This window comes from Neisseria mucosa, from assembly GCF_003044445.1.
Classification (GTDB): domain Bacteria; phylum Pseudomonadota; class Gammaproteobacteria; order Burkholderiales; family Neisseriaceae; genus Neisseria; species Neisseria mucosa_A.
In genome coordinates, this window is record NZ_POWX01000027.1 from 1 (window position 1) to 22,769 (window position 22,769).

General features: G+C 50.2%; 26 protein-coding genes, 2 tRNA genes and 1 pseudogene. 16 read left to right on the forward strand and 13 right to left on the reverse strand.

Translation table 11 applies throughout. The features are described 5' to 3' along the window. Both DBY90_RS11640 and DBY90_RS11645 read left to right on the forward strand, forming a co-directional pair. On the forward strand, nt 1-245 hold a 245-nt coding region (locus DBY90_RS11640; protein ID WP_234405084.1), incomplete at its 5' end, for an IS3 family transposase. 196 nt (nt 246-441) lie between these two features. Further along, nucleotides 442-1,038, forward strand: coding sequence for a LemA family protein (locus DBY90_RS11645; RefSeq protein ID WP_039855689.1), 597 nt, complete (start codon nt 442-444; stop codon nt 1,036-1,038). Nucleotides 1,039-1,165: 127 nt separating this feature from the next. Here DBY90_RS11645 and DBY90_RS13230 read toward each other — a convergent pair whose 3' ends face one another. Next, on the reverse strand, nt 1,166-1,312 hold the full coding sequence (locus DBY90_RS13230) for a hypothetical protein (RefSeq protein WP_003767024.1): 147 nt from the start codon (nt 1,310-1,312) through the stop codon (nt 1,166-1,168). A 201-nt stretch (nt 1,313-1,513) separates the two neighbouring features. Continuing rightward, nucleotides 1,514-2,368 carry a prolipoprotein diacylglyceryl transferase gene (gene lgt / locus DBY90_RS11650; RefSeq protein ID WP_070493206.1) on the reverse strand — a complete coding sequence of 285 codons (855 nt, stop codon included), beginning with the start codon at nt 2,366-2,368 and terminating at the stop codon, nt 1,514-1,516. On the opposite strand from lgt, the gene DBY90_RS13020 reads away from it, so the two are divergent. Continuing rightward, nucleotides 2,367-2,513: a hypothetical protein gene (locus DBY90_RS13020; RefSeq protein ID WP_185952209.1), complete on the forward strand. Its 147-nt coding sequence runs from the start codon at nt 2,367-2,369 to the stop codon at nt 2,511-2,513. The genes lgt and DBY90_RS13020 overlap by 2 nt on opposite strands. On the opposite strand, the gene DBY90_RS11655 is transcribed toward DBY90_RS13020, so the two are convergent. Beyond that, nucleotides 2,478-3,608, reverse strand: coding sequence for a M14 family metallopeptidase (locus DBY90_RS11655; RefSeq protein WP_070493203.1), 1,131 nt, complete (start codon nt 3,606-3,608; stop codon nt 2,478-2,480). The genes DBY90_RS13020 and DBY90_RS11655 overlap by 36 nt on opposite strands. 92 nt (nt 3,609-3,700) lie before the next feature. Between DBY90_RS11655 and DBY90_RS11660 the strand changes: the two genes are divergently transcribed. Together DBY90_RS11660 and argB are read left to right on the forward strand one after the other, a co-directional pair. Then, on the forward strand, nt 3,701-3,865 hold the full coding sequence (locus tag DBY90_RS11660; protein ID WP_070493200.1) for a pseudouridine synthase: 165 nt from the start codon (nt 3,701-3,703) through the stop codon (nt 3,863-3,865). A 51-nt stretch (nt 3,866-3,916) separates the two neighbouring features. Next, nucleotides 3,917-4,807 (forward strand): acetylglutamate kinase, encoded by an 891-nt coding sequence (gene argB, locus DBY90_RS11665; protein ID WP_070493197.1) that lies wholly within the window; start codon nt 3,917-3,919, stop codon nt 4,805-4,807. 247 nt (nt 4,808-5,054) lie between these two features. On the opposite strand, the gene ppx is transcribed toward argB, so the two are convergent. Next, nucleotides 5,055-6,563, reverse strand: a complete 1,509-nt coding sequence (gene ppx / locus DBY90_RS11675) for an exopolyphosphatase (RefSeq protein ID WP_003742088.1) — start codon at nt 6,561-6,563, stop codon at nt 5,055-5,057. Between the two features lie 253 nt (nt 6,564-6,816). On the opposite strand from ppx, the gene DBY90_RS11680 reads away from it, so the two are divergent. The 3 genes from DBY90_RS11680 (at nt 6,817) to DBY90_RS11690 (ending at nt 9,478) form a co-directional block, all read left to right on the forward strand. Then, complete coding sequence (locus DBY90_RS11680) at nt 6,817-7,446, forward strand: lytic transglycosylase domain-containing protein (RefSeq protein WP_070493193.1); 630 nt, start codon at nt 6,817-6,819, stop codon at nt 7,444-7,446. A 130-nt stretch (nt 7,447-7,576) separates the two neighbouring features. Continuing rightward, nucleotides 7,577-8,959, forward strand: coding sequence for an MFS transporter (locus DBY90_RS11685; protein ID WP_070493190.1), 1,383 nt, complete (start codon nt 7,577-7,579; stop codon nt 8,957-8,959). A gap of 3 nt (nt 8,960-8,962) precedes the next feature. Further along, nucleotides 8,963-9,478 (forward strand): single-stranded DNA-binding protein, encoded by a 516-nt coding sequence (locus tag DBY90_RS11690; protein ID WP_107987282.1) that lies wholly within the window; start codon nt 8,963-8,965, stop codon nt 9,476-9,478. A 112-nt stretch (nt 9,479-9,590) separates the two neighbouring features. Here DBY90_RS11690 and DBY90_RS13025 read toward each other — a convergent pair. Beyond that, a pseudogene (locus tag DBY90_RS13025) lies at nt 9,591-9,710 on the reverse strand (IS5/IS1182 family transposase); the annotation flags it as partial. Nucleotides 9,711-9,882: 172 nt separating this feature from the next. Here DBY90_RS13025 and DBY90_RS11695 point away from each other — a divergent pair. The 3 genes from DBY90_RS11695 (at nt 9,883) to DBY90_RS11705 (ending at nt 10,993) form a co-directional block, all read left to right on the forward strand. Continuing rightward, entirely contained in the window at nt 9,883-10,077 is a 195-nt protein-coding gene (locus DBY90_RS11695; RefSeq protein WP_070493187.1) for a YgaP family membrane protein, read from the forward strand. A 12-nt stretch (nt 10,078-10,089) separates the two neighbouring features. Further along, on the forward strand, nt 10,090-10,611 hold the full coding sequence (locus DBY90_RS11700; protein ID WP_070493184.1) for a rhodanese-like domain-containing protein: 522 nt from the start codon (nt 10,090-10,092) through the stop codon (nt 10,609-10,611). Nucleotides 10,612-10,690: 79 nt separating this feature from the next. Next, nucleotides 10,691-10,993: an ArsR/SmtB family transcription factor gene (locus DBY90_RS11705; RefSeq protein ID WP_070493181.1), complete on the forward strand. Its 303-nt coding sequence runs from the start codon at nt 10,691-10,693 to the stop codon at nt 10,991-10,993. A gap of 533 nt (nt 10,994-11,526) precedes the next feature. Here the strand turns inward: DBY90_RS11705 and hemA are convergent. Both hemA and DBY90_RS11725 read right to left on the reverse strand, forming a co-directional pair. Then, nucleotides 11,527-12,780 carry a glutamyl-tRNA reductase gene (hemA, locus tag DBY90_RS11720; RefSeq protein WP_070491402.1) on the reverse strand — a complete coding sequence of 418 codons (1,254 nt, stop codon included), beginning with the start codon at nt 12,778-12,780 and terminating at the stop codon, nt 11,527-11,529. A gap of 149 nt (nt 12,781-12,929) precedes the next feature. Then, nucleotides 12,930-13,721, reverse strand: coding sequence for a polyamine aminopropyltransferase (locus DBY90_RS11725; RefSeq protein ID WP_107987286.1), 792 nt, complete (start codon nt 13,719-13,721; stop codon nt 12,930-12,932). A gap of 242 nt (nt 13,722-13,963) precedes the next feature. On the opposite strand from DBY90_RS11725, the gene DBY90_RS11730 reads away from it, so the two are divergent. From DBY90_RS11730 to panC, 4 genes are all read left to right on the forward strand, one after another. Then, nucleotides 13,964-14,039 (forward strand) — tRNA-Thr (locus tag DBY90_RS11730). Nucleotides 14,040-14,075: 36 nt separating this feature from the next. Continuing rightward, nucleotides 14,076-14,151: transfer RNA gene (locus DBY90_RS11735), tRNA-Thr, on the forward strand. Between the two features lie 141 nt (nt 14,152-14,292). Then, nucleotides 14,293-15,081: a 3-methyl-2-oxobutanoate hydroxymethyltransferase gene (gene panB, locus DBY90_RS11740; RefSeq protein WP_070491406.1), complete on the forward strand. Its 789-nt coding sequence runs from the start codon at nt 14,293-14,295 to the stop codon at nt 15,079-15,081. 326 nt (nt 15,082-15,407) lie between these two features. Then, the gene (gene panC, locus DBY90_RS11750; RefSeq protein ID WP_070491807.1) at nt 15,408-16,244 is read left to right on the forward strand and encodes a pantoate--beta-alanine ligase; all 837 of its coding nucleotides are present in this window, start codon (nt 15,408-15,410) and stop codon (nt 16,242-16,244) included. Nucleotides 16,245-16,415: 171 nt separating this feature from the next. On the opposite strand, the gene DBY90_RS11755 is transcribed toward panC, so the two are convergent. The 6 genes from DBY90_RS11755 to dnaB form a co-directional block, all read right to left on the reverse strand. Beyond that, a complete protein-coding gene (locus DBY90_RS11755; RefSeq protein WP_070491804.1) occupies nt 16,416-16,907 on the reverse strand; it encodes a PilX family type IV pilin in 492 nt (163 codons plus the stop codon). A gap of 17 nt (nt 16,908-16,924) precedes the next feature. Then, nucleotides 16,925-17,524, reverse strand: coding sequence for a pilus assembly PilX family protein (locus tag DBY90_RS11760; protein WP_070491802.1), 600 nt, complete (start codon nt 17,522-17,524; stop codon nt 16,925-16,927). After that, nucleotides 17,503-18,519 (reverse strand): PilW family protein, encoded by a 1,017-nt coding sequence (locus DBY90_RS11765; protein ID WP_070491800.1) that lies wholly within the window; start codon nt 18,517-18,519, stop codon nt 17,503-17,505. Before DBY90_RS11765 ends, DBY90_RS11760 begins: the two co-directional genes overlap by 22 nt. Then, nucleotides 18,519-19,229: a type IV pilus modification protein PilV gene (gene pilV, locus DBY90_RS11770; RefSeq protein WP_083286704.1), complete on the reverse strand. Its 711-nt coding sequence runs from the start codon at nt 19,227-19,229 to the stop codon at nt 18,519-18,521. Before pilV ends, DBY90_RS11765 begins: the two co-directional genes overlap by 1 nt. A gap of 38 nt (nt 19,230-19,267) precedes the next feature. Then, nucleotides 19,268-19,939: a pilus assembly FimT family protein gene (locus DBY90_RS11775; protein ID WP_070491798.1), complete on the reverse strand. Its 672-nt coding sequence runs from the start codon at nt 19,937-19,939 to the stop codon at nt 19,268-19,270. 157 nt (nt 19,940-20,096) lie between these two features. Continuing rightward, nucleotides 20,097-21,503, reverse strand: coding sequence for a replicative DNA helicase (dnaB, locus tag DBY90_RS11780; protein ID WP_070491795.1), 1,407 nt, complete (start codon nt 21,501-21,503; stop codon nt 20,097-20,099). Nucleotides 21,504-21,672: 169 nt separating this feature from the next. Between dnaB and DBY90_RS11785 the strand changes: the two genes are divergently transcribed. Then, a complete protein-coding gene (locus DBY90_RS11785) occupies nt 21,673-22,254 on the forward strand; it encodes a superoxide dismutase (protein ID WP_003777725.1) in 582 nt (193 codons plus the stop codon). Nucleotides 22,255-22,769 lie beyond the last annotated feature (515 nt).

Below are 22,769 nucleotides of genomic sequence, written 5' to 3' on the forward strand. Positions count from 1 at the left end.
TTGCAAAACATTCCATGGTTCAAAGCATGTCGCGAAAGGCGAACTGCTGGGACAATGCACCGATGGAAAGCTTCTTTGCGGTGCTGAAGACGGAGTGTTTCTATCGTGCAGGGGAATTGACGGTGGATGAATTGATGAAACAGATAGATGATTATATGGATTACTACAACCGCGAGCGTTGCAGTTTGAAATTGAAAAAGCTGAGTCCTGTCGCATACAGAACCCAGCTTGCACAGAGCGCCTGAATAGGCTTTTATGAGTGTCCAAGATTTGGGGGCCAGTTCAAAATTCGGACGGCCTTTTTTATGACTTATGGGCAAAAAAATCTATTTGGGTTATAATGCCATCAAACTAAATCAAATCTGCGGATTGGTTTTCGTTCGCGAGAAATCTGCAAAATACTCAACACATTACTTCAATAAATAATCAAGGATGAGCATTATGGGAATCATTAGTCTTATTTTCATCGCCGTGATATTGGGCTTTCTGCTGATTAATTTCAAACAAAAGCTCAGCCGTTGTAAAAAAGATTACCAAGAATCTTTCGTTGCATTGCGTATCGCTTTGGCGTGTAGGCATCAGGCAGTCAGACATGTTTTAGATGCGTCAAAAATCTACTTAGGGCGCGAAGGTGATGATATGGATAAAGGTTTGTTGTCCGCCTGTGGCGATGCAGAAGCGGTATTGAGCCAGGCATCCAAATCTTTTTCGCCGGAATCGCTTTCCCGCCTGTGCAATGCGGAAGCAGAATTAAACAAATTGCTCCGAAGCTTGCAGGAAGCTTTGGAAAAAAACTTAAAACAACGACCCGACGAAGGGTTGAAAAGCCAGCTTGAAATGCTGGATGCAGCTGAAAACGACGTTGTTTCCGCGCGCCGTGCTTACAACCGCTCCGCAGAACGCTACAATCGCATACTGAGAAAGTCCATGAGCGGAATTATTGCGAAAGTATTGGGTTATCATGTCAAAGCAAGCCTGATTAAATTTGAAGACAACAATGGCCCTCAAATGAGCAAACATTTACTGGCACGCTCGTAATCCTGGTTCGAAACTATGACGAGTTTGGATGTGGATCCCTTTATTGTCATCATCCCTCGTTCGATAAAAAGGTCGTCTGAAAACCATGTTTCAGGTTTTCAGACGACCTTTGTTTTTCAAAACGGAATCAACCGCCGCATGCGCCGCAGCAGCCGCCTTCACTGTGACCGCCGCGTTTTTCTTCGTTGTTGACTACGGGCAGCTCGACTTCTTCAGACTGTTCTTTTTTGTCTTCGGGCAGGTCGTTGACTTTGATTTTGTTTTCTTCTGACATTTTGGGCTCTCTTAAAAAAGGTGGAAAGGTGTGCCACGATACCATCGGGCGGCGGATAAACCAAGTCGGATTTAAGATTTTTTGCGATTCGGTTTGATGAATCGCAAATTGCGCCTGTTTGGAATGGCTGATGCGCGGCTGATGTGAGAACGGGACGCTGGTTATCGCGTCCCGCTTGGGTTTTCAGACGACCTTTGGGTATCAGTTCAGGCGGTTTTTCTTACCGAACCAAACGAAGCCGATGGCGCCCAAAACAATCATCGGCACGCTCAACCATTGTCCCATCGACAAGCCCAAGGTGAGCAGGCCGAGATAGTCGTCGGGCTGGCGGGCGTATTCGGCAATGAAGCGGAAGAAGCCGTAGCCGCCAAGGAAGAGGGAGGCGACTTGTCCCGTCGGGCGCGGTTTTTTGGAGAAAATCCATACGACGATGAAGAGGCAGATGCCTTCAAGCGCGAATTGGTAGAGTTGCGAAGGGTGGCGCGGCAGCACATGGTATTGCTGCATCCATTCCGCCCAAAGCGGGTTGCGCACGGCGGCATTGAGGTCTTCTGCGCGCGCTTGCGGGAAGCCCATTGCCCAAAAGGCGTTGATGTCGGTAATGCGACCCCAGAGTTCGCCGTTGATAAAGTTGCCGATACGGCCGGAAGCCAAACCCAGCGGAACGAGCGGTGCGACGAAATCCATGGTTTTCAAGGTACTGATTTTGTGTTTGCGGCTGAACAGCCACATGGCGATGACGACGCCCAAGAAGCCGCCGTGAAACGACATGCCGCCTTCCCAGACTTTGAGCATTTCGAGCGGATGGTCGAGGTAGTATGAGAATTTGTAAAACAAGATATAGCCGAGCCGTCCGCCGAGGATGACGCCCAACACGCCCCAAGTCAGGAAGTCATCGAGCATTTCTTGGGTAAAGGCGGTGTTGCCTTGTTTGATGCGGCGGCGTCCCAGCCATAGGAAAAGCATAAAGCCGACGATATAGCTGAGGGCATACCAGCGGATGGCGACTGGTCCGATACTGATTGCAATGGGGTCAAACTGCGGATGTATCATCATGATGGTGTTCCTTATGGGAAGGGCGGTTTATGTGTTTTTAGCCCGACAAAGGTCGTCTGAAAATGCCGATTGGGATTTTCAGACGACCTTTTGTGTGATGGGAAAAGAATTATCGCAAATCATCGACAACGTTCAAGACCGCTGACAACATGGCTTCGCCCAAGCGCAGGGAGCGTTGACCGTTCCAGCCGAAATCGTCGTCGGGCAGGTTGGCGTTGTCTTTAAACGGCATTTCGAGCGTATAGGCGAGGCAGTCGAAACGGTTGCCCACCCAGTTGGTTGCGAGCGTCATGTTCGCCTGGCCGGGCGCGTCTTTTTCATAGCCGTATTCGTCTTGGAAGTCGGGGCTGGCGGAGAGCAGGGCGGTTTTGAACTGCGTTTCCAGCGCGGCGATACGCGGATTGTAGTTCGGCACGCCTTCCGTACCGGCGACAAAGACAAACGGCAGCCCTTCGTCGCCGTGAATGTCTAGGAACAAATCCACGCCGGTTTCCAGCATTTTTTCGCGAACGAGGAATACTTCGGGGCTTTTTTCCAAAGTCGGATTTTCCCATTCGCGATTGAGGTTTGCGCCTGCGGCATTGGTTCGAAGGTTGCCCAATACCGAGCCGTCGGGGTTCATGTTCGGCACGATGTAGAACGTGGCGCGGTCGAGCAGAGTGCGTGCAGTCGGGTCTTGCGGATCGAGCAGGCGGCCGAGCAGTCCTTCGATAAACCATTCCGCCATCGTTTCGCCCGGATGCTGACGCGCGATAATCCAGATTTTCATGTCGCTTTCAACTTGGTTGCCGATGGTCAGCAGGTTGATGTCGCGGCCTTGCACGGTGCTGCCCAAGTCGTCGATGCGGCAAAGCCCGCTGCCTTGCGCGTCGCCCAAGAGGTTTAAATGCTGTTCGTGGGAGTAGGGTTCGAAATAGGCGTAGTAAACGCTGTTGGAGAGCGGGGTATGGTTGATGGTCAGCACGCCATTTTCGTATTCGGTCGGGACGCGGAACCAATTTTGGCGGTCGTAAGAGGCGCACGCCTGATAATCTTCCCAGCCTTGCGGATAAGCCGAATCCGCCGCGTTTTCAAAGTGCATCACGCAATTCTGGTAGGCCGCACCTTGCAGGCGGAAGTAAAACCATTGGGCGAAATCGGAAGCGTTGTCCGGACGCAGGGCGAGGCGGATATTGGCAGGGTCGGTCAGGTCTTTGACGACGACGGAGCCGGCATCAAATTGAGTGCTGATTTTAATCATGGGAAAGTCCTCGGTATATCGGGCGAACCGGATAACCGTTGTTTGAAAAAATGTGTGGGCAATACCGCGTCCGTCGGCGACGGCAAACCGATATGCCCGAATCCGTTGATTCTACCATTCCGACGGGCGCGTCCTCAACCGATAAGGGGCGGGGAATGTTGTTTCAGACGACCTTTGACGTTAAGATAGGGCAGATTCACTTTAAATCGGGACAAGACGGCAAAGCGGCAAATAGTTGCAAAGCTGATTTTTACTGATTCAAAGGTGATCCGCTATAATGATTAAATTGTTAACAATGAGACACGATTATGAGCGAATCCCACCCCATTTCCGCAGCCGACAAAGCGCGCATTTTAGCCGAAGCCCTGCCGTATATCCGCCGTTTTTCCGGCTCCGTCATCGTCATCAAATACGGCGGCAACGCCATGACCGAGCCTGCTTTGAAAGAAGGATTCGCCCGCGATGTTGTTTTGCTCAAACTGGTGGGCATCCACCCCGTCATCGTCCACGGCGGCGGCCCGCAAATTAATGAAATGTTGGAAAAAATCGGTAAAAAAGGCGAATTCGTGCAAGGCATGCGCGTGACCGACGGCGAAACGATGGACATCGTCGAAATGGTGTTGGGCGGTCATGTGAATAAAGAAATCGTCTCGCTGATTAATTTGCAGGGCGGACGCGCGGTCGGCGTCACCGGACGCGACAACCACTTCATCAAAGCGAAAAAACTGCTGGTCGATACGCCTGAACAAACAGGCGTGGACATCGGACAAGTCGGTACGGTCGAAAGCATAGACGTGCGCCTGATTGAAGGATTGATCGAACGCGGCTGCATCCCCGTCGTCGCGCCCATCGGCGTCGGCGAAAAAGGCGAAGCGTTCAACATCAACGCGGATTTAGTCGCAGGCAAACTGGCGGAAGAGTTGAACGCGGAAAAACTGCTAATGATGACCAATATCGCCGGTGTGATGGACAAAGAAGGCAACCTGCTGACCAACCTCACACCAAGCCGTATCGGCGAATTAATCGCAGACGGCACGCTCTACGGCGGTATGTTGCCCAAAATCAGCTCCGCCGTCGAAGCAGCAAGTAACGGCGTCAAAGCGACCCACATCATCGACGGCCGCCTGCCCAACGCGCTTTTGCTGGAAATTTTCACCGATGCGGGCATAGGCTCGATGATTTTGGGTGAAAGTTCATAACGGCCCGCAGATGATTCAATGCTTGTTATAGTGGATTAACTTTAAATCAGGACAAGGCGACGAAGCCGCAGACAGTACAGATAGTACGGCAAGGCGAGGCAACGCCGTACTGGTTTAAAGTTAATCCACTATAAACAGCAGGCCTTGCCAATGCCAGAATACACAAAAGGTCGTCTGAAAACCTGTTTCAACGTTCATCACGAATGCTGAAACGGATTTTCAGACGACCTTTTTGCCATTTTCAACCCTATTGAGGCTGCACGTTGAAAGGCATATCGATTTTTTGCCATTGCGCGCTTTCGTAGTCGAGCGCGGCGGCGATTAGGGGGTGTTGTTCGAGCCAGTTTTGGCTGATGCGCAGGATGAAGCCTTTTCCGGTTTCGTCGGCGCGCAGTTGGGTTTGCGGCGGCAGATCCAAAGGAAGGCGGGCGCGGCAGAAAAGTGCGGCAAGGCGCAGGGAGAGGACGGCGTACCAAAGCATTTCGCTGCTGCCGACAATATCCGCCATTTTTTTCATGTCGCCGCGATGTCCGATGACCAGTTGTGCGAGTATGGTTTGCTCTTTGCGGGAGAAGCCGGGCATATCGGCGTTTTCGAGGATGTAGGCAGAGTGTTTGTGGTAGCCTGTGTGGGCGATGTCGAGTCCGATTTCGTGCAGCCTGCCTGCCCAGCCGAGGTATTGTTGCCATTGGGCAAGGTCTTGGACGGTTACGTTTTTGGCGTGGCACAGGCTGTCCATAAAGGCTTGCGCGGTTTCGGCGACGCGTTTGGCTTGGTTGAGGCTGACGTGGTAGCGGTTTTGGAACTCGGCGGTCGTCTGATCGCGCATGTCTTCGTTCAAACCGCGTCCGATCAGGTCGTAGAACACGCCGTCGCGCAGGGCGGCTTCGGTAACGGTCATCTTGGTGAGTTCGAGTTCTTCAAACGCTGCCATCATGACCGCCAGTCCGCCGGCAAATACTTCCACGCGTTCGGGTTTGAGGCTTTCGAATTTGGCTTTTTTGACGGAACCGGCTTCAATGATGCGGTCGGCAAGATGGCGCATGCCTTTGTAGGTAATGTCGGCTTCTTGCGGCAGCTCGACAGCGATAAGGTCGCGTATGGATTTGGCGGAGCCGGATGTGCCGATGGCGAAATCCCAGCCTGTGCGCTTCATCATTTTGCTGATGCGCTGGATTTCGTTGCGTGCGGCGGAGATGGCGGCTTGGAAATCTTTGGCGGTGATTTTGTTTTGAAAGAAACGCAGGCTGTAAGTAACGCAGCCTAAGGGCAGGCTTTCGGTGGCAAGCGGGTGCAGGTCGGAACCGATAACAAACTCGGTTGAGCCGCCGCCGATGTCGATGACGAGCATTTTGTCGCCGTTGGGCGGCAGGGTGTGGACGACGCCGGTGTAAATAAGACGAGCTTCTTCGCGGCCGGCGATGATTTCGATGGGGAAGCCCAGTGCAGCTTCGGCTTTGGGTAGGAATTGGGCGATATTTTTTGCTACGCGGAAGGTGTTGGTCGCCACGACACGCACTTGTTCGGGTCTGAACCCGCGCAGCCGTTCGCCGAATTTTGCCAAACAGTCTAAGGCGCGTTCTTGGGATTCTTCGCTGAGGTTTTTATGTTCGTCCAAACCGGCGGCAAAGCGCACCATTTGTTTGAAGGAATCAATGACTTTTAGTTGTCCGTTGTTGTTTTCGCAAACTTGGAGGCGGAAGCTGTTGGAACCTAAATCGACGGATGCCAGGACGTTGGTGGGCGTAGTGGTCATGAAAAAATACCGGTGGATAAACGAAGGCCTAATGTTACTCTGTCCCGCCGTTGATTGACAATATCGCAAATCAACTTTAAACCGCCGCAATTCTGCTTCAGGTTAATCCACTATATAAATGATGCACGCTGCCTTTGATTCTGCACGGAGATCTTCTTATAATATCCGTTTTGCAAACGTCAAAACGGTCGTCTGAAAACGAAAATAGGTTTTTCAGACGACCTTTAAACCGACTAAACGAATGACACTACACATGAAAACGGAAAACCTTATCCTCACACCCGAATCTCCGTCCCGCCGCCGCTTTTTACTGGCAGGCGGCGCATTGCTGCTCAGCCCTACCGCAGCGCTCGCCGGCGCGCAACGTGAAGAAACGCTTGCCGACGATGTTGCTTCGGTCATGCGCAGCTCTATCAACAATGTCAATCCGCCGCGCCTCGTGTTCGCCGACCCAAGCGAAGGCGAACGCTGGCTGGCGGCGATGTCCTCCCGCCTTGCCCGCTACGTTCCCGATGCCGCCGAACGCCGCCGTCTGCTGGTCAACATCCAATACGAAAGCAGCCGCGCGGGCTTGAATACCCAAGTGATTTTGGGTTTGATCGAAGTCGAGAGCGCGTTCCGCCAATACGCCATCAGCGGCGTCGGCGCCCGCGGGCTGATGCAGGTTATGCCGTTTTGGAAAAACTATATCGGCAAACCTTCGCACAACCTGTTCGACATCCGCACCAACCTGCGCTACGGCTGCACCATCCTGCGCCACTACAACAATATCGAAAAAGGCAACATCGTCCGCGCTTTGGCGCGCTTCAACGGCAGCTTGGGCAGCAACAAATATCCCAACGCCGTCTTAGGCGCGTGGCGCAACCGTTGGCAGTGGGGTTGAACTGCGGTTTATAGACGGCTGCGGTCTGTGCAAATGCAAACCCTTTTGAATCCTGTATAATCCGCACATCTGATAATTTCAAAATTTCAGACGACCTCTGAATCCTACGGGGTCGTCTGAAAAATCGTTTATGGCAAAAGACAACCGCATCCAAATGTTCCCGCACGAATGGCGTGCCAGCACCACCCTCTCCGGCGTTTACGCACTGCGTATGTTGGGGATGTTCTTGGTTCTCCCCGTTTTGTCCTTATATGCCGCCTCATTGCCCGGCGCGGAAAACAACAAAACCTTGGTCGGTCTGGCAATGGGCATCTACGGTCTGACGCAGGCTTTGCTGCAACTGCCTTTGGGCATCGCCTCCGATAAATTCGGACGCAAAAAGACCATTTATGTCGGACTGATTGTCTTTGCCGCCGGTAGTTTTTTAGCCGCTGCTGCCAACTCATTACCTATGCTGGTTGCCGCGCGCGCCATACAAGGGGCTGGCGCAGTCAGCGCCGCAGTTACCGCGCTGCTTGCCGACTTGACCCGAGACGGTGTGCGTACCCGCGCAATGGCGATGATAGGCTTGAGCATAGGCTTGACCTTTTCCGTCAGCCTTGTGGTTGCGCCGATGATTGCCAACATTATCGGCGTTCCCGGATTGTTTATGCTGACCGGTATCCTGACCGTCATCAGCATAGGCGTTGTCGCTTGGATGACCCCTGATCCCGAAGTGTCGAAGCTGCACGAAGACACACAGGCGCAGCCCTCGCGCATGGGCGAAGTCCTCCGCGACCGCCAGCTTCTCAACTTGGATTTCGGCATTTTCGCGCTGCACGCCGCCCAAATGGCGTTGTTCACCGCCCTGCCTTTTGCCATGACGCAGCTCGGTTTGGAAAAAATCCAGCATTGGAAAGTCTATCTGCCCTCGACCATTACAGGGCTGGTGATCATGATCCCCCTCATCATCATCGGCGAAACCCGCAACAAGCTCAAACAAGTCTTCATCCTCGGCATCGCCTGCATCGCAGCGGCGCAAATCGGCTTATTGTTCGGCATGCACTCGATTTGGCTGATTACCGCCTATCTGGTTGTTTACTTCATCGGCTTCAACGTATTGGAAGCCAGCCTGCCGTCCATGGTGTCTAAGATTGCGCCATCCGATTTGAAAGGCACGGCGATGGGCGTTTACAATACCATGCAGTCTGTCGGACTGTTTGTGGGCGGCGCAAGCGGCGGATGGCTGTTTCAACAATACGGCTTCGTAGGCGTTTTCACCTTTTGCAGCGTGTTGATGCTGCTATGGCTGGTCATCGCCGTACTCGCGCCCGCGCCCAAACCCGTCAAAAACCTCAGCTATCCCGTCAGCCCCGCATGGCAGGAAAAACACGATTCGCTCTACCAAGCATTGTCCCAAGTCGAAGGTGTCGAAAGCATCGCCTTCAGCGCAGACAAACAAACCATTTACATCAAGGCGTTGCAAAAAGGATTTGACCAAGAGGCCGCCGAAAACATCATCACAGGAGTTTAAAAAATGTCATTGAACAAAGTCATCCTTATCGGCCGTCTCGGTCGCGACCCCGAAGTCCGTTACATGCCCAACGGCGAAGCCGTCTGTAATTTCAGCGTCGCCACCAGCGAAACATGGAACGACCGCAACGGTCAACGCGTAGAACGCACCGAGTGGCACAACATCACCATGTACCGCCGCCTCGCCGAAATCGCCGGACAATACCTGAAAAAAGGCAGCCAAGTGTATTTGGAAGGCCGCATCCAAAGCCGTAAATACCAAGGCAAAGACGGCATCGAACGTACCGCATACGACATTATCGCCAACGAAATGAAAATGCTCGGCGGCCGCAACGACAACAGCGGCGGTGCACCTTACGACGACGGCGGTTACAGCCAAGGCGGCTACCAACAACAAGCGCCGCAACAACAATACCAAGCCGCCCCGCAAAACCAAGACCCCCCCGCAGCCCCCCGCCGCCAAGCTCCCGCCGCACCGGCAGCCCCTGTCGAAGACATCGACGACGATATTCCGTTCTAAAACAGAATTGCATAAAAGGTCGTCTGAAAAATCGGTTTTACCGGTTTTCAGACGACCTTTTTGTTGTGTGTCGCAAGTTGAACTAGATTGAGAGCCTAACAGTTTTCTGTGTTTGTGCGTAATATAGTGGATTAAATTTAAACCAGTACGGCGTTGCCTCGCCTTGCCGTACTATTTGTACTGTCTGCGGCTTCGTCGCCTTGTCCTGATTTAAATTTAATCCACTATACCGAAGCATGGTTTCGACCGTACCTTCTTATCTAAAAAAGTCCTCCTCTACCTCCAGAACACCTCACAGCAAACCGTTTGACAAAATTAATCCAAAAATATAAAATTTCTTATATATAACTTTTGTTATATATGTTTATTTTTAGATAACTTACTCTCAGACAAGGATCAATAAAATGAAACGGAATTTAGGTACTTTGGATCGCACTCTCCGCATTATCATTGGCATAGCCTTAATCGCCGCCGCTGCGACAGGTCAAATCGGCTGGTGGGGTTGGTTGGGCATCATCCCGCTGGCTACCGCCTTGATAGGAAACTGCGCGTTGTACAGCTTATTGGGCATCAATACCTGCCACATCAGCAAAAAATAAAGAAGGCAAAACATGAGTAAAGAAGGACAACTTCCACGAATTACTCCTGCGGAAGCGGTAGCGAAAATCCGTGAAGGTGCGTTGGCAGTGGACATTCGCAGCCAAGCAGAATATCGGGGCGGGCATATTGGCGGCGCATTGTCCCTGCCGCCGGAGCAGCATCGCGAGAAACTGCCCGACAACACCGCGCTCTGTCTGATTTTTTATTGCTTGGGCGGCAAGCGCACGGCGCAGGCGGAGGCAGCATTGGCGGAACTTGGTCGGGGACGCGAGTGTTACATTCTTGAGGGCGGTTTGCAGGCATGGAAAGCCGCAGGTCTCCCCATAATTGCCGACCACGCCGCGCCGGACATCATGCGGCAGGTACAAACCATCGCGGGCGGGTTGGTTCTGTTCGGTGTGTTGGCAGGTTCGCTGGTATCGCCTTGGTTTTACCTGATAGACGCAGCAGTCGGCGCAGGCCTGTTGACAGCCGGTTTAACCGGATTCTGCGGCATGGCACGACTGCTGGCTAAAATGCCATGGAACCGTTAAATAGAGGTCGTCTGAAAGTTGCCGCTGCGGCAGTTATGGCTGATAATCCAACTTTCTTATTTGCAGAAAAGGGCAAACAATGACCACAGCCGACAATCAACCGCCCTACGAAGAAGCCACCGCCTTTCTTAAACTTCTGGCAAACCCCCACCGCCTCGCTGTACTGTGTAAGCTGCACGAAAGACCGTACAATGTAACCGAACTGGCTGAGTCATCCGGCATGCCTCAAGCGGCGATGTCCAGCCAATTAGCCCTATTGCGCGAGGCCGGATTGGTGTCTTTTGAAGTGAACCACCGAGAACGGCAATATTACATTGCCGATTCACGAGTCAACGAGATGATACAGCTGCTGTATTCCTTTTTCTGTGCAGGAAAAGATTGAAATGTGGTTGTACTGCCTTAGACAGGCTATTCAGAAAAATTAAGCTAAAAGGTCGTCTGAAAATTTTTCAGACGACCTTTTTGTTGTGTTTAGTAATCTACCCTTTGCACTATTGCCTAATGAACCTGAGACCTTTGCAAAATTCTCCAAAATCCCCTAAATTCCCATCAAGACATTTAGGGGATTTTCTATGAGCATCTTCTTCCGGCAAACCGCACAAGCCATGATTGCCCAACATATCGACTGCTTCCGCTGTTGAAGTTGGAGCAGATGATTGATTGGTAACCGATCGAGCAATACCTGAATCGACGAAAAACCGTTATCTCCGAGACCATTGCGGCCATCCCGCCTATCCCCAGTTGTCCACATTCAAAGCCGTCCTGCTCGGACAACGGAAACAGCCGAAAATATGTGTTGGAATTTTAACTGTTGGGTAAAAAGGGTTATTTCGCAAAGGTCTTGGCTATTTTTGAAAATACCAGGTCGTCTGAAACGCTATTTGAGATTTCAGACGACCCTTATATTTTATAGCTTCAATCATTTTTGTCTAAATGATAAATTTGGGCAACGGCTTCTACAAGATCACTGTCGGTTGAGCCTGCTTTATTGAGGGTTCGGGTAGGGGAATGGAGCAGTTTGTTGGTCAGTTGGATGGAGAGGCGTTCGAGGACTTCTTCGGGGGACGTACCTTTCGCCAGTTGCTTCATTGCATTTTCCAGCACTTGTCTGCGGGCGCGCTCGCCCTCATCGCGAAGTGCGCGGATAAGCGGGACGCTTTGGCGGCTTTTTTGTTGTTGAATAAATTCGCCGACTTTTTCTTCAACCATGGCTTCGGCGGCCGCGGCGGCTTTTTGCCGTGATTCTTTACCGCTTTGGACGATGTTCATCATATCGTCGACGGTATAAAGATAGGCATCTCCAAGTTCGCCCACTTCTGCTTCGATGTCTCTGGGGACGGCCAAATCCAATAGGAAAACGGGCATATTATGGCGTTGTTTCAGAGCGCGTTCAACCATGCCTTTGCCGACCAACGGCAGTTGGCTGGCGGTTGAAGAAACGACGACATCGTATTCGTGCAAAATTTCAGGTAGGTCGGTCAGCAGGCGAGGTTCGGCAGTAATGCCGAGTTTGTCGCACAATTCTTGCGCACGGGGCAGGGTACGGTTGGCAACGGTAATCAGTTTGGGGTTTTTCGCGGCAAAGTAGGTAGCCACCAATTCAATCATTTCGCCTGCGCCGATAAATAAAACATTCAAATCGGCAATATCAGGGAAAATTTGTTCCGCCATTTTGACCGAGGCGGATGCCATAGATACGGAATTTTCACCGACGGCGGTATCGGTACGGATTTCTTTGGCTACTGAGAAGGTTTTTTGGAACAGCGCATTGAGGTGTGAATTGATGCTTTCCTGATCTTGGGCGATACGGACGGCATCTTTGATTTGTCCGAGGATTTGCGGTTCCCCCAATACCATGGAATCCAGCCCGCAGGCTACGCGGAAGGCGTGTCGGATGGTTTCGTTGTTGTCTAAAGTGTAGAGATAAGGGCGGATTTCTTCGATAGGAAGATTATGATATTCGGCAAGCCATTCAATAATCCGCTCTGTATTGCCGACGCAATAGAGCTCGGTACGGTTGCAGGTAGACAGAATGACGGCTTCGTCAGCAGCCGGACTGTGTGCCAAAGCACGAACGGCATCGGGGAGATGCTCGGCGGCGAATGCTAATTTTTCGCGTATGCTCAAGGGCGCAGTTTGATGGTTGAGTCCGACGGCGGTGAGTTGCATGGGGAGGGTGTTTTGCGGAATGGTGTGTGTCGGGCGGTATTATAGCCCAATTCAGGTATGAAATGAACGGATAAGGAGGAGCGGATAGGAGGCGGTCGTCTGAAATTTTATGTGTCGGCGGTTTTAGGTTTTCAGACGACCTGTTTATCTCACAGATAAAAATGTTTGCCGTTGTTTGGGTTGCTGGCTTTCAAATCGTTCAACATCCGTTTGAAATCCAAACCGTATTGTTCGCTTAATTTTTCCGCGCGTTTTTTTAGCTTGTCGAGATTTTGCTCTTTCGGACTGCTTTGGAACGCCATCACCGCCATATTGCCGTGGCTTTCGGCCGGCAGCTCCAGCACGCGGCCTTCGAAGACGTTGAGCAGGCGTTCGACGAAGCGTTGGTAGCGTTTGTCGCCGCTCCACCAGTTGGTCACGAACACGCCGTCGGGCGAGAGGGCGTTGCGGCAGTCTTGGAAGAAAGGTTCCTCCACCAGCGCGTCGATGATTTGTTCGCCGTCGAAGCCGTCCACCAGAATTACGTCGGTATTGTGGCGGAACACTTTGATGTATTCCGCGCCGTCCGCTTCGACGATTTCGAAGTTTTCCCCTTCAAACGGCAGCTCGAACAAGCTGCGAGCGACGGCGATGACCTGCGGGTTGATGTCCACGGCGGTTTGTTTGGTGTCGGGCAGGTAGCTGTCTATCCAGCGTGCGAACGAGCCGCCGCCCAAGCCGATTTGGGTGATGTGTTTCGGCGTTTCTTCTACAAACAGAAGCCAGCCCATCATGGCGCGGCTGTACGACAAAACCAGTTCGGCAGGATGGTCGAGGTTCATCGAGCTTTGGATGGTATCGCTGCCCAGATGCAACGAGCGGATGTTGCCTTCTTCGGAAATACCGACTTCGGGCAGGTCGGACTTGGCGGGGCGCAGGCGGCGGTAGGGGTGTCGTGGCATGGTGTGGACGGATGGAGGGGAAAGGGGAGTATTTTATCAGAGTGTCGTCTGAAATGCTTTTTGTGCTTGTGTTTTTCAGACGACCTTGTGCGGATATGCCTAAGCGGCTTGGTTTATATATGGGGTAATCATTACGCCTGAAATAAATTTCTTTTTAAATCAGATATTTTTTATAAAAATTTACTTTGTGGGCAACAAGCTCTTGCCAAGCGGGGCAGTTAACGGCATAATTCGGCTTCTTTGCCGGTATAGCTCAGTTGGTAGAGCACCTGACTTGTAATCAGGGGGTCCCGAGTTCGACTCTTGGTGCCGGCACCAGTTTATCGCTGAAAGTGCCGTAAGGTATTTCAGTAAGCCGGTATAGCTCAGTTGGTAGAGCACCTGACTTGTAATCAGGGGGTCCCGAGTTCGACTCTTGGTGCCGGCACCAATCAAACAGCCCGATTGTGAAAGCAGTCGGGCTGTTTTGCGTCTGCCGTTCGGGCGGATGGTGGCAGGGCGGCGGGCATTTCACTATAATAGCCCGTTTTAATCTAAAAGGTCGTCTGAAAAAAAGGCGGAACACATTCCAATGATTACTGTGAACACACTGCAAAAGATGAAGGCAGAAGGCGAAAAAATCGCCATGCTGACCGCCTATGAATCCAGCTTTGCCGCGTTGATGGACCATGCCGGCGTCGATGTTTTGCTGGTGGGCGATTCCTTGGGCATGACCGTGCAGGGACGCAAATCCACGCTGCCCGTCAGCCTGCGCGATATGTGTTACCACACTGAAAACGTCGCGCGCGGTACGGAAAACGCGATGATTGTCAGCGACTTGCCTTTTGGTGCGTATCAACAGAGTAAAGAACAGGCGTTTGCCGCCGCTGCCGAATTGATGGCGGCGGGCGCGCATATGGTCAAACTCGAAGGCGGTGTTTGGATGGCGGAAACCACCGAATTCCTGCAAATGCGCGGCATTCCCGTCTGCGCCCATATCGGCCTGACTCCGCAGTCCGTGTTTGCGTTTGGCGGATATAAAGTGCAAGGACGCGGCGATAAGGCGGAAGCCTTGTTGGCAGATGCAAAAGCACACGACCAAGCGGGTGCAGCCATCGTATTGATGGAATGCGTGCCGGCGGAGTTGGCGAAAAAAGTAACCGAAACCGTCTCTTGCCCGACCATCGGCATCGGCGCGGGCGTGGATTGCGACGGACAAGTTTTGGTTATGCACGATATGCTCGGCATTTTTCCTGGCAAAACCGCCAAATTCGTCAAAAATTTCATGCAGGGCAAAGACAGCGTCCAAGCCGCCGTTGAAGCCTATGTTCATGAAGTCAAGGTCAAAACCTTCCCTGCTGCGGAACATTCGTTTGCCTGATGCTTATATAGTGGATTAACAAAAATCAGGACAAGGCGACGAAGCCGCAGACAGTACAGATAGTACGGAACCGATTCACTTGGTGCTTCAGTACCTTAGAGAATCGTTCTCTTTGAGCTAAGGCGAGGCAACGCCGTACTGGTTTAAATTTAATCCACTATAACTAAAAAAGGTCGTCTGAAAAGGTTTTCATCGTGAAAACCGAATTTCAGACGACCTTTGTTTGTCCGTGTTCCCAGCGTATAATCGGCGCGTGATTTTCGGGCTGACAAAACATGGCGGCTGTACGCGGCCATCCCCGAAAAAGATAAAGGACATTTTTCACCATGCAAATCATTCATACCATTAAAGAATTACGCGAATGGCGCAAAAACGCAGGCAGCGTTGCCTTTGTACCGACTATGGGCAATCTGCACGAAGGCCATCTCGCCCTCGTTCGCGAAGCCAAAAAACGCGCCGACAATGTCGTGGTCAGCATATTCGTCAACCGCCTGCAATTCGGGCAGGGCGAGGATTTCGACAAATACCCGCGCACCTTGCAGCAAGATGCCGACAAACTCGCCAACGAAGGCGTAGCCGTCGTGTTCGCGCCTGACGAAAAAGAGCTGTATCCCAATGTCGAGCAACGTTTCAACGTTGAACCGCCTAACCTTCAAAACGAATTGTGCGGCAAATTCCGCCCCGGACATTTTCGCGGCGTGGCTACCGTCGTCAGCAAACTGTTCAACATCGTCCAACCCGATACCGCCTGTTTCGGCAAAAAAGACTATCAGCAGTTGGCAATTATCAAAGGCTTTGTCGAAGACCTGAATTTCAATATCGACATCGTTCCCGTCGATACCGGCCGAGCTCCTGACGGACTTGCGCTTTCCAGCCGCAACCAATACCTCAGCGAAGCCGAACGCGCCGACGCCCCGCGTCTGTACCGCGAATTGCAACGCGTCGCCGCCGAGCTCAAAAACGGCAATCTGGATTATGTCGGTCTGGAAACAGAAACCGTCCGCCGCCTGACCGAAGCGGGCTGGGTAGTCGATTACGTCGAAATCCGCCATGCAGAAAGCCTCGCCGTCGCGCGTACCGGCGACAAAGCCCTAGTTGTCCTCGCAGCCGCCCGTTTGGGAACAACGCGCCTGATTGATAACTTGGAAGTCAGCTTGGCTTGAGCGTTGGAATAGAAAAAGGTCGTCTGAAAACCAAATGTGTTTTCATACGACCTTTGTTTGCTTTATCGCTATATTTTGGAATATGGATAGCCGATATTATTCGACAAAACTAGATTTTAACAAAATAGATCTTGAGGCTTAAAAAGTAAATAAAAGAGCCGATTTATTCCTCTATTTTTTATAACCTACCTGTTCGCAGCCTGTATTGCCGTTTTTGCTTGTTGACTTGGCTTTAGCCGATTCTGCATCAGTACATTTATAGGCATTGCCCAAGCTGTCCATCCAAACGGAAAGTTTGTAATCAGTACCGGTTTTCGGAGTGGCGAAAAGATAATAAGCCCTGCTGTTTTTAGCGTCCTTATTTTTCATTTCACCGCTGAAGTCGTATTTGGCAGCAACCTCGGGCGCAGCTTTGTAGGTCTTAACCAATCCCGTATCTCCCTCAATTTCATCTTTTATTTTAAGGGTAGGATTTTTGACTAATTCGGTTTTCAAGGCATTGTTAATAGCAAGCAGTTCCGTATGTGCTTGGGATTGATAGCCGCGTTCAATGTAATGGATATAGGAAGGGTAAGCGATGGTACTGAGGATGCCGATGATAGCAACGACAATCAGCATCTCAACCAGCGTAAACCCTTGAGATCTAGTGATAGACGTATTCATGATTTTATCTATTTATTTTATTCGTTGGCTACATAAGATTGTAGTATAACCACCGTATTTTCGTTTTTCCCCCATGCTTTGGCGGTAACGCGGTAAATGGTACGGTTGTCGGTAGAATTGGTGCTTAGGTATTCGATGATATAACGCGCATCTTTTTTCGCACCACTATTTACGCCAGGATATTTTATTCCATTCACATCAATGCATTTTGTTTTCTTTCTATTTTCAGAATTAATGCACTTATCATCTTCGCGAATCCATGCCTCAACGCTTGAAGTCCCGTTGACAGTAATTGTTCCTGCTGTAGCCGCGTAGGTATTTTTACTAACCTGCGCCGCTTTACATAGACCATCAGCACAATCATCAGTAAATGGTTTTTTACCGTCTTCAATTTCATAAATGTGGTTCTCACCTTCACGCAATGCCGCTTCAGCAAGTGTAGTAGCAAATTTATGGTCAGCGTCGTTGGTACTGATACGCTGCTCAGTATTGTAGGACTGGGTTGCGGTAACGACGAGCAGGGCGATGACGATCATGATCATCAGGACAATGAATAATGCAAAGCCCTTTTGTGCAGAGGCTTTAGCAGGATGGTTTAGAGTAATCGGTCTGCGCATTTGTTTCCTCCGCGTATAGTCGCGTTGATTCGATAGATTTGTACTTCATTTTTATCATTGCTTCCGGCTGCATTAATACTGCCAAGTTCTCTTTTGTCATTACTGTTCAGCAGTAACTCAATAGATGCAGGTGTTTCTTTAGCAAGATCTGGATTTTTTGGAGGAAGTTCATCGCTATATGTGAATGTTTCATCCTCACCTGGAGTTTGTCCTTGATTTTGCGTATTTCCGGTAGGAGCCGATGCCGCTTTGCTTTCTACATCTGTTTGAGGGCATTCAACAGCATAAAAATAACGGATTTTCATGCTCTTAATCCCTTTAATCAATAACTGCGGATTGCTCCATTCACCATTTTCTGCCAGTTGGAAGCGATATAGACCTTCTTGCCCACCTGCCGTGCCAACAGCGTAAGCATTTACCTCATGTTTCATGATGGAAATATTGCCCGCTTGGGATGAATCCGTTTTCAAATTCAAAGCTGCTAAAGCTGCTTTTACATCGGTAATCTGATTCCCTGGTTTGGTAATATTGGTACAACTACTGGCTACTGCAGTTTCTGCTTTTAAGCCTGTCGGGTTTTCTGCATCTATGCCATATTGGAAAATCAGTGCTTTACTGCTCGGTTGAAAACCAGTCGCACCTAGATCATTTGTTTCTCGAACGGCAGAAAGCATTTGTCCGTTCTTGATCGTGAAGAATTCTTTGGAACCAAAGTCTTTAATAACAGCTTGAGCATCGTATCCTGACATATTGAAACAGCCAAAGTTTCCGGCCATACGGGCATCACGCACGATTTGGTTGGATGCGTTGCGCAAATCCTGTTGGACGTTTAGGCGGGAGGTTGCAGCGGTGTTTAGGCTGCGGGCGGTAAAATAGCCCGAGCTGACGGCCAGCAGGACTATCATGCTCAATGCGCTTGCCACAAGGAATTCAATCAAACTGAAGCCTTGCATGCCTGTTTTGACCAGAATGTGTGGGCGGTTTTTCTTATTCATTATCTTTCCCTTACGCGTACTTGGTAGGTGTAAACAATCGAGTCTTCGGATTTTTTAATGCCGCTTGCTGCTTTGTCGCTTTCTGCATCTTTGAGCCATAATACTTTGATAACGGTATCGGCAGTTTTATCCTCATCGCATTCTGGTTTAAACTTACCCCCTTCAAAGGTAGGTTCTTTATTTTTACCATCTCGGCATACTACATAATAAAAATCAGAAATGTCAGAATCGCGAAAAGCTTTGTCTAAAGCGTCATGAAATTGACCAAGTTGTGCTTTAGCCAACTCTTCTTTTTTCATACTCAATGACAATGGTCCTTTTTTCAATGGTTCAGTAGAGGAATCACCGTATGTGGTGTAGTAATCGCTATAATTCTTACACCACCCTCTATTGCGTCCACTATTAGTTGCTCCCGCTTGAGAGGCTGTGCATTTTTCAAGTCTCGGATTAATCAGCATACCTTCAACCAAATTTTGGGTAAGCTGGGATACGATAGTCTGTCCTTCCGCTTCGCGTACGCTGGAAACGGTACGCAACTGGATGGCGAGCAGGGCGAGTACGCCGATTGCGAGGACGAACATGGCGACCAAGACTTCAATTAAAGTCATACCTGCTTGGTTAGGTTTGTAAAAATCTGAATAACGGGTTTTGGCGAAACTCGCTTTGCTCGTTTTCAGACGACCTTTTGTCTGTAATATTATGTATTTCATAGAATAAAATGGTGTTTTTAGTTTTGGTGTTCGGGACTTTAAGATCCTGTATATTGGCAAAGGGGTCGCGAATCTGATTTGGCGCAGATTTCGACTCGACCGCTGCTGTCGATAAGGACGATACTGGCGCGGGATTTTTTGGTTTTTTCGGTTGTCGCGGAGGAATCTGTCATGCTGATTTTGATGTAGCCGTCGGCGTATTTGAAAGTTGTTAATTTATCGAGTGTGTTGGAGGTGGTATAGCCGAATGTGCCGTTGGGCATAAATGACCAAAATACGGCCTCACCGTCATCGGCATTATCTTTTCCAAATGCGACGTGTTGGAATGTATGGGAAACTTTGGCAGGGTCGGTACCGTTGAGGACTATGGAACGCAGAGAAATATCGCTTGTGTCATTCTCATAGGCTTTGTCTCGGGTTTTATCAGCATAGGCGAGCAAGCCGCTGCTTTTTTGGCTGCTGTCGCATTTGCCGTCAGCCAGGCCGTGTTTTCTAACTTTTACGGGACAGACATAGACAGGGAGATTGAGGCGGACTGCTTCGGCTCGTGCGAAACGCAAGAGATTTGCCACCTGCTCTGCCTGACTGGCAGCTCGACGGGAGGCAATCCATTCGCTCATATTAGGAAGGGCGATAGTGGCCATGATGGCGGTAATAGCAATCACGACCAACAATTCGATTAAGGTAAAACCTTTTTGTTGTGCGTACATGAGTAGTAAAAACGTCTAGAGTTAAGTAATGTGTTTTATTATCCGACTTAGAATATTTTTATCGCCGGTAATTATGCGGTTTGGCTCATTCTAAACGATATTGGGATGAATTGCCTAATAAAATATGAAATTTGCTTGGTTTTCAGGCTGATTTGTCTCAATCTTCCATCAATGCCGATTCGGGAATGTAGGCTGCATTATCGAATTTGGTAAATTGCCCCATCCAAGTAAGGAATACTTTCCCGACCGGACCATTACGGTGTTTACCGATAATACATTCCGCGAGACCTTTCATGGGCGATTCTTGGTTATAGTATTCGTCGCGGTACATAAACATAATCAGGTCGGCGTCCTGCTCGATGGCACCGGATTCCCGCAAGTCGGACATCATTGGGCGCTTGTCGGTACGCTGCTCTACGGTACGGCTCAACTGCGACAAAGCAATAACAGGAACTTGCAACTCCTTCGCCAAGGCTTTGAGGGAGCGCGAAATTTCGCCGAGTTCTGAGGCTCGGTTGTCCGAACGGCCTGAGCCTGCCATCAATTGCAGGTAGTCAATCACGATTAAGCCCAATTTTCCGTTGAACTGGCGCGCAAGGCGGCGGGCGCGGGCGCGCAATTCGAGCGCGGTCAAGCCCGGTGTTTCGTCAATATACATAGGCGCATCAGAAAGCTTGACCACAGCCTCATTCAGACGACCCCAGTGTTCATCTTCCAATCTACCCGTTTTCAAAACGCTCTGATCAAGCCTGCCCACCGAACCCAACATACGCATCACCAATTGCGCGCCGCCCATCTCCATCGAAAATACGGCAACAGGCAACTTGCCCTCTACGGCAACGTGTTCCGCAATATTGATCGAAAAGGCAGTTTTACCCATAGACGGACGACCTGCCACAATAATCAAATCGCCCGGCTGGAGACCTGAGGTTTTTTTATCCAAGTCGATAAACCCTGTTGACACGCCGGTCACTTCATCGGGATTGTCGCGTGAATAAAGCATGTCGATGCGCTCGACTACTTCCTTCAAAAGCGCAGGCATTTCGAGAAAGCCCTGTTTGGATTTAGCCGTACTTTCCGCAATTTGGAATACTTTGTTTTCCGCTTCATCCAAAAGCTGCCCCGCATCTCTGCCTTGCGGATTGTAGGCGCTACGGGCGATTTCGGTACCGACCTCGGCAAGCTGGCGCATAATGGAACGCTCGCGCACGATTTCGGCATAGCGGCGGATATTCGCAGCGGACGGCGTGTTTTGCGCCAAAGTAATCAGGTAATTGAATCCGCCCGCCGCCTCTAGTTCCTCATTGCGCTCCAAACTTTCCTGAACGGTAATCACGTCGGCAGGACGGCTTTCGTTAATCAGATTGGCGATGGTGCGGAAAATCAGGCGGTGTTCATGTCGGTAGAAGTCTTCGCCGGTAACCACATCAGCGATTCTGTCCCAAGCCGAATTCTCGAGCAAAAGACCACCCAAAACGGATTGCTCCGCCTCCATCGAATGCGGCGGCAGCGACAACGCGCTGACTTCGCGGTCTTCAGACGACGTATCGGGATAATCGTTCATGGCGGCAATCCTAAATGAATGGAAATTGGAATCTGCTATTATAGCGCAGCACAAGTTTAATTGGTTTCCCTGATTTAAAGCAGGTAGAATAGCGATGCTGTCCGGTTTATCCCGAGCAGCGGACACTACCAAAATACAATCATATACAAATAATTTAGGAGCACTAAAAATGGAACATAAGCTGCCACAACTGCCTTATGAACTGGACGCATTGTCCCCGCATCTGAGCAAAGAGACTTTGGAATTCCACTACGGCAAACACCATCAAACCTACATCACCAATCTGAACAATCAAATCAAAGGTACCGAATTTGAAAACCTGCCTTTGGAAGAGATTGTGAAAAAATCTTCAGGCGGTGTGTTCAACAACGCAGCCCAAACTTGGAACCACACCTTCTACTGGCTGGGTTTCACGCCTAAAGGTCAAGGCAAACCTTCCGGCGAACTGGCCGCCGCCATCGACGCCAAATGGGGCAGCTTCGAGAAATTCCAAGAAGCATTCTCCGCTTGCGCGGCAGGTACTTTCGGTTCCGGTTGGGCATGGCTGGTGAAAACCCCTGCCGGCGAATTGGATTTGGTTTCCACTTCCAACGCGGCAACTCCGCTGACCACTGAAAACACTCCGCTGCTGACCTGCGACGTATGGGAACACGCCTACTACATCGACTACCGCAACAGCCGCCCCAACTACCTGAAAGGTTTCTGGGAAATCGTCAACTGGGACGAAGTCGCCAAACGCTTTGCTGCTTAAATAATCGGTTGATATGAAAAGGTCGTCTGAAAACTTGGATTTGGGTTTTCAGGCGACCTTTTGTTGTTGCTTATGATTTCTCCGATATTTTAGAAATATTGGAAATGGCTGAAACTTCAGAAACTTGGATTAGTTTCTGGCAATAAGATTAATGGCGGCGCAAGTTTGGTAACACGATATAGTGGATTAACTTTAAACCAGTACGGCGTTGCCTCGCCTTGCCGTACTATCTGTACTGTCTGCGGCTTCGTCGCCTTGTCCTGATTTAAATTTAATCCACTATATATGCCTGCTTATTTCCATCATAGGCAACCGAAGTAGATGCAACTTGTTTAAACATTTTATAAACGGATTTTAAAAAATAAACGTCGTCTGAAAGATACAGTCTGAGACCTTTGCAAAATACCTCTCTTCACCTTTTCGCTGACAGCCGGAACCCAAACACAGGTTTTCGGCTATTTTTCCCCCCCAATACCTCCTGATTTTACCCAAATATCCCCTTAATCCTCCCCGGA